Annotated in this window: 3 protein-coding genes; 2 read left to right on the forward strand and 1 reads right to left on the reverse strand. The window is 62.6% G+C overall.

Translation table 11 applies throughout. The features are described 5' to 3' along the window. Window positions 1-28 precede the first annotated feature (28 nt). Together E4M07_RS11580 and clpB are read left to right on the forward strand one after the other, a co-directional pair. On the forward strand, window positions 29-685 hold the full coding sequence (locus E4M07_RS11580) for a DUF4167 domain-containing protein (protein WP_136658441.1): 657 nt from the start codon (window positions 29-31) through the stop codon (window positions 683-685). Between the two features lie 235 nt (window positions 686-920). Beyond that, window positions 921-3,536, forward strand: coding sequence for an ATP-dependent chaperone ClpB (gene clpB, locus E4M07_RS11585; RefSeq protein WP_136658442.1), 2,616 nt, complete (start codon window positions 921-923; stop codon window positions 3,534-3,536). Between the two features lie 47 nt (window positions 3,537-3,583). On the opposite strand, the gene E4M07_RS11590 is transcribed toward clpB, so the two are convergent. After that, on the reverse strand, window positions 3,584-5,521 hold the full coding sequence (locus tag E4M07_RS11590) for a M23 family metallopeptidase (RefSeq protein WP_136658443.1): 1,938 nt from the start codon (window positions 5,519-5,521) through the stop codon (window positions 3,584-3,586). Between the last annotated feature and the right edge of the window lie 479 nt (window positions 5,522-6,000).

The raw sequence follows: 6,000 nt of genomic DNA on the forward strand, positions 1-6,000 counted from the left end.
TAATGGGAAAATTTCAGGTGAGTGACGTATGAGGTCAGGACAGCAGAACAAACGCGGTCGCGGTCGCAATAACAATAACGGAAGAAAAAACGGCAATCCGCTCTCGCGCACCTACGACAGCACCGGTCCTGACGTAAAGATCCGCGGTACCGCACAACATGTTGCCGACAAATACGCCGCCATGGCGCGTGACGCGCTTGGCGCCGGCGACACGGTGATGGCTGAGAATTACCTGCAGCACGCCGAGCACTACAATCGCATCATAGCAGCCGCCCAGGCGCAGATGCAGGAACGCTACCAGCGCGATGAGCGCGACAGCCAGGAACGCGAACAGCCGCAGGGCGAAAGCACGGAATCCGCACCGGAGACAGCGGAAAAGGATACGGCCGAGGTAGCCGTCGACGGCACCGGGCCGCAGCCGGTCATTTCCGGAACGCCCGCTGAGGTCGCCATAGGCGAAGATGCACAGCAGCAGCCGACGCGGCGTTCTCCGCTGCGGCGGCGCGCACCGGGCCGGCCGCGCCGGAACCGCCAGGCGGACGAGGCTCCGCGGCAGAGTGAAGAGCAAGCGGTCAACGGCAGCGGCGCAGAGAACGAAACGCCGCAGGCCTCGGAGGCCGCACCGGCCTCCAGCGAAAGCCAGGAAAATCCGCCGGAAGTCGCCGCGGCAGCGCGCGACGCCTAAAGGCCCCGTTCACTTTGATGAAATCCAGCGCCCGGCTTGCCGGGCGTTTGCTTTTGCGCGTGCGGCTGCGACAAGATGGCCGCCTGGCGCCTGAATCAAAAAAAGAATCCGGGGTTGAACGCCCCCCGCCCCAATTCCCATATTAAACTGGACCATGGCCTGCCGTTCAGGGGGCCAATCCGGATCCATCGCTCCGTGCCGAAAACGGGCGGAGCATGACAAGGAGATACGCCATATGAATATGGAAAAATACAGTGAGAGGGTGCGTGGATTCCTGCAGTCCGCGCAGACATATGCGCTGGGCGAAGGGCACCAGCAATTCACGCCGGAACATGTCCTGAAAGTCCTTCTGGACGACCCGGAAGGCATGGCCGCATCGCTGATCGAACGCGCCGGCGGGCGTCCGGACGACGCGCGCATCGCGGTTGACGCGGCGCTTGCCAAAATGCCCAAGGTCAGCGGCGGAAACGGCCAGATTTATCTCGCTCAGCCGCTTGCCAAGGTCTTTTCCACGGCCGAAGAGGCTGCCAAGAAAGCCGGCGACAGTTTCGTCACCGTCGAGCGGCTGCTGCTGGCGCTGGTCATCGAGAAATCATCCGAGGCCGCCAAGATCCTGGAAAAGGCCGGGGTCACCGCCCAGGGACTCAACCAGGCGATCAACGAGATCCGCAAAGGCCGGACGGCCGATTCGGCAAGTGCCGAGGAAGGCTACGACGCGCTCAAGAAATATGCGCGCGACCTGACCGAGGAGGCGCGCGAGGGCAAGCTCGACCCGGTGATCGGCCGTGACGACGAGATCCGCCGCACCATCCAGGTCCTGTCGCGGCGCACCAAGAACAACCCGGTGCTGATCGGCGAGCCGGGCGTGGGCAAGACGGCCATCGCCGAAGGCCTGGCGCTTCGCATCGTCAATGGCGACATTCCCGAATCGCTCAAGGACAAGCAATTGCTCGCCCTCGACATGGGCGCGCTGATCGCCGGCGCGAAATACCGCGGCGAGTTCGAGGAGCGCCTGAAGTCGGTGCTTTCCGAAGTGCAGGCGGCGGCCGGCAACATCATCCTCTTTATCGACGAGATGCACACGCTGGTGGGCGCCGGAAAGGCCGACGGGGCGATGGACGCCTCCAACCTTCTGAAGCCGGCGCTGGCCCGCGGCGAGCTTCACTGCGTCGGCGCGACCACGCTCGACGAATACCGCAAGCACGTGGAAAAGGACGCAGCTCTGGCGCGCCGGTTCCAGCCGGTATTCATCGAGGAGCCGACGGTGGAGGACACGATCTCCATCCTGCGCGGCATCAAGGAGAAATACGAGCAGCACCACAAGGTCCGGATCTCCGATTCGGCGCTGGTGTCGGCATCGACGCTGTCCAACCGCTACATCACCGACCGGTTCCTGCCGGACAAGGCCATCGACCTCGTCGACGAATCGGCGTCGCGGCTGCGCATGCAGGTGGATTCGAAACCCGAGGAGCTCGATGAGCTCGACCGGCGGATCATCCAGTTGAAGATCGAGCGCGAGGCGCTGCTGAAGGAAACGGATACGGCTTCCAAGGACCGGCTCGAAAAGCTCGAGATCGATCTGGCCGCGCTCGAGGAAAAGGCCGATTCGCTGACGGCAATGTGGCAGTCGGAGAAGCAGAAACTCGGTCTGGCGGCCGAGCTGAAGAAACAGCTGGACGATGCCCGCAATGCGCTGGCGATCGCCCAGCGCAACGGTGAATTCCAGCGTGCCGGGGAACTTGCCTACGGCGAAATCCCCGACCTTGAACGCAAGCTCGAGGAAGCCGAGAGCAGCGGCGGCGACGGTTCGGCCATGGTCGAGGAGACGGTCACACCCGACCACATTGCCCATGTGGTTTCGCGCTGGACAGGCATTCCGGTCGACAAGATGCTGGAAGGCGAGAAGGAAAAACTTCTGCGCATGGAGGACGAGCTGTCGAAGCGTGTCGTCGGGCAGGGCGAGGCCGTTCAGGCCGTGTCCAAGGCCGTGCGCAGGGCGCGCGCCGGTCTGCAGGATCCGAACCGGCCCATCGGCTCGTTCATCTTCCTCGGGCCGACCGGTGTCGGCAAGACGGAGCTGACCAAGGCGCTGGCGAATTTCCTCTTCGACGACGAGACCGCCATGGTCCGCATGGACATGTCGGAGTTCATGGAGAAACACTCCGTCGCCCGCCTGATCGGCGCGCCGCCCGGCTATGTCGGCTATGACGAGGGCGGAGCGCTGACCGAGGCGGTGCGCCGCCGGCCCTACCAGGTCATCCTTTTCGACGAGATCGAGAAGGCGCATCCGGATGTCTTCAACGTGCTCCTGCAGGTGCTCGATGACGGCCGGTTGACCGACGGGCAGGGCCGCACGGTCGACTTCCGCAACACACTGGTGATCATGACGTCGAACCTGGGCGCCGAGTATCTGACAAACCTTGCCGAGGGCCAGGATGTCGATGCGGTGCGCGACCAGGTCATGGACGTGGTCAAGGCCTCCTTCCGGCCCGAGTTCCTCAACCGGGTGGACGAGACGATCCTGTTTCACAGGCTGCGGCGTGAGGATATGGGTGCGATCGTCGATATCCAGATGGCCCGGCTGTCGGATCTGGTTGCCGAGCGCAAGATCACCATCGAACTCGGCGAGGACGCCCGGGACTGGCTGGCCGACAAGGGTTACGACCCGGCCTATGGCGCGCGTCCGCTCAAGCGCGTGATCCAGAAATTCGTCCAGGATCCGCTGGCGGAGAAGATACTGGCCGGCGACATCACGGACGGCCAGACCGTCTCGATCGCGGCGGCCTCGGACCGGTTGCTGATTACCGGATCGAACAAAGGCAAAAGCGGCAAGAAAGCAGAAGCCGCATAATAGAAAAGCCCGGCTCTGCCGGGCTTTTTTTCCAACTCGGAATTGCTCTAGTTGAGCGCCGCCAGGCGTTTCGGGTCTTCGCCGCGGTTAACCAGCCGGTCGATGCGCTCGCGTTCGACGTGGAACGCCGTCAGCGTGTCGCCGTTTAGCGATTTGCCGTCCGGCAGGCGCACGCGCATCGGGTCGACCTTGCGGCCGTTAACGATCAGTTCGTAGTGAAGGTGCGGACCGGTGGAAAGCCCGGTCGAGCCGACATAGCCGATGACCTGACCCTGCTTGACCCGGGCGCCCGGAACGATGCCCTTGGCGATCTTCGTCTGGTGCGAATAGGAGCTGACATACCCATTGGGGTGACGGATCAGCGTCTGCTTGCCGTAGCCGCCCTTGTTCCAGCCGGCCTTTTCGACGACGCCGTTGCCGGCGGCGATGATCGGTGTTCCGCGCGGCGCACTCCAGTCAACACCGGTATGCATGCGCCGATAGCCGAGGATCGGGTGGCGCCGCATGCCGAAACCGGACCGGAAGCGGCCGTTGGGCAGCGGATTGCGGATGAGGAACTGGCGGGCGCTGCGGCCCTCGGAATCGTAGTAGTCGATCGAGCCGTCCTCGGGATTGCGGAACCGGTAGAGCGACACGGAATTGTTGCCGAAGGTGGCCGCCAGATAGAGCAGCTCGGATTCTTCCGAGGCCTCGTTGGTCTCCTCGTTGACGGAAAAGACGGCTTCCATCGTATCGCTCGGCTTGAGCCGCGCCTGGTAGTCGACATTGCTGGCCAGCAGCCGGATGACCTTCTCCGTCATCTCGCCGCTCATGCCGTAGGACAGCGCCGCCTTGTAGATGCCGTCATAGGCGCGCGGAAGATCGCGGCCCGCCAGAACGGCGACCGGCGTCTCATCGAAGGCCGACAGAACGGCCGGCGACTGCGGCGGCTCGGCTGCGGCGACCAGGATCTCGAAATCGTTGACGGCGACCGACGCCACATGGTCGTTGCCGTCGTAGATGCTGGCGCGCACGATGCGGGTATCGCGACCGCGCTGTTCCAGGCCGATGCGGAACACATCACCTTCCGAAAGATCGGCGGAGCCGGCCTCGCTGGCGAGGACTTCGGCCACATATTTCGCCTCACCCTTGGCATAGCCCGCTTCGGTGAGCGCCTCGACCATCGTCTTTTCTTCGCGGATGGCGATGACATCGTCGATAAACTCGACGGCGCCGTCCTCCGGTGTCAGCGCGGCGGCCACGGAGACGTTCTCCGCGACGATGCGGGCGTTGAGATTGGTGCTGAAATCAAACGGCGAATTGGCGCCGGAAAACCGCTGCGGATTGACGTAATGCAGCATAGCGACCTGGAAGGTCTCGTCGGTCAGGATCGAACCGTTGGTCCTGACGTCCTCCTCGGCCTCGTCCGCGCCCATCGATGCGGCATAATCATAAGGAGCGCGGCTGACCGGGAAATCGACCGTCTTCAGGCGGATTTCCGATTCTACCTCCGCACCGTAGATCACGCCGGTCGTCGACTCCGTCTCGGCCTTGCCCGACGAGAAGATCTTCAGCGGATCGAATTTCGGATATTCACCCTTGGCGGCGTGGTTGGCCGCAAGCGCCATCTTGACGTGGGCGAAGGGCCGGCTGCGGATGACGCTACGCTCGCCCTCGTTGATCATCGTGGATATTTCGACGATCGTCTTGTCCGACGGTTTCGCGGCGATGGTGGTGCTGACGAGACGGCTGCCCTTTTCGGCGCCTTCAAGCGGTGTCTCGATATCGGTGGCGGCATAGGCCTCGCCCGGAATGGCAAGCTGCTCGCGGCCGTCGAGCGCGGCGAAAAGCGCGATGCCCATCAGAGCGCTGGAGGTAATGCCTGTGAGGAATGTGCCGGACAGCCATCGAATGGAGACCTCGCGGCGATCGGGCGCCTTCCGGCCGTCGGCCAAAAGCGGTTCTTCCTCACCCATCTGCCTGCTGAGATCAGTATGCGACGGCATTGCTTATCTTATTGCCCCACCTCTGTTTTCCGTCTTTGCCGCTTCCCCGGCTATTCATCTGCCCTGCCGCACACGGTGAGTCAATCACCACGGGCCGCAAACGGGCACATTTCGCGCAAAATCGTTACTGTCAGGCGGTATGCCGCTGTCCCCTTGCACGACATGGTCTCCATTGTTGACATCGCAACTGTGCCCGAATTAGGGCAAAGTGCCGTAATTTCAGAAATATTTCGCCATTTTCACGGTTGGTGAGCGGGCACTGCCAAAAGCCCGTCCGGGCGGCGATTGCGATTCCGCAGCGGGCGGACCCGACGGGCGTGTCGGGTGGTGCAAAAAAAATGACATATTTTGAATTTTCGCTGTTGACTGATTTTGATTATAGGCCTTATAAGCTGCACACCAACGAGGGCGGTTGTCCGCTGGCGGCGGATTTGTTTGCTCTTGTTGTTCTCTTGATTTTGCGCTTTGTGCGTTTGATT

This window comes from Nitratireductor sp. XY-223, assembly GCF_004959855.1.
Classification (GTDB): Bacteria; Pseudomonadota; Alphaproteobacteria; order Rhizobiales; family Rhizobiaceae; genus Hoeflea_A.

Excerpts from the sequence above, each read along its gene's own strand:
- E4M07_RS11580 (WP_136658441.1), top strand. The coding sequence starts at position 29 with ATGAGGTCAGGACAGCAGAACAAACGCGGTCGCGGTCGCAATAACAAT.
- clpB (WP_136658442.1), top strand. The coding sequence starts at position 921 with ATGAATATGGAAAAATACAGTGAGAGGGTGCGTGGATTCCTGCAGTCC.
- E4M07_RS11590 (WP_136658443.1), bottom strand. The coding sequence starts at position 5,521 with ATGCCGTCGCATACTGATCTCAGCAGGCAGATGGGTGAGGAAGAACCG.